This window comes from Sodalis-like endosymbiont of Proechinophthirus fluctus, from assembly GCF_001602625.1.
Taxonomy (GTDB): domain Bacteria; phylum Pseudomonadota; class Gammaproteobacteria; order Enterobacterales; family Enterobacteriaceae.
In genome coordinates this window covers 1-321 of record NZ_LECR01000023.1, presented here as the reverse complement: position 1 = coordinate 321, position 321 = coordinate 1, and the positions used below count along the sequence as shown (strand labels likewise).

The window sequence follows — 321 nt, the reverse complement described above, 5'->3', positions numbered from 1 at the left end:
ATGCAGCGGCTCGTCATCTTTATCCCGATTTAGAGCTGGCAAAAGAGCCAAAAAATCACTGTTGGCAAGCGCATCTTGCAATGCTGCGCACAGTGCCAGCCGCGCCTGCCAGCGCGCCGGCTGCAGCAAGATCTCCGCCGCCAACGGCGCGTTGGCGCACAGGCGAATCGCAGCGCGGACCGACAGTGACTCGTCATGGCCTACCTGCCGTAACCAGCTCAGTCCGAACGCCTCATTCGGGGCCGGCAGCGGCCAATAGAGACATCGGCTTCTCAGAGTCGGTAACAGACGTGCCGGCGTTTCACAAACCAGCAGAAAATA

1 protein-coding gene is annotated in these 321 nt (G+C 59.8%); it reads right to left on the bottom strand.

Annotation, left to right across the window (positions count from 1 at the left end):
• A partial coding sequence (locus BG74_RS16060) for a DNA polymerase III subunit delta' C-terminal domain-containing protein (protein WP_305809564.1) occupies positions 1–321 on the bottom strand: 321 nt, incomplete at both ends.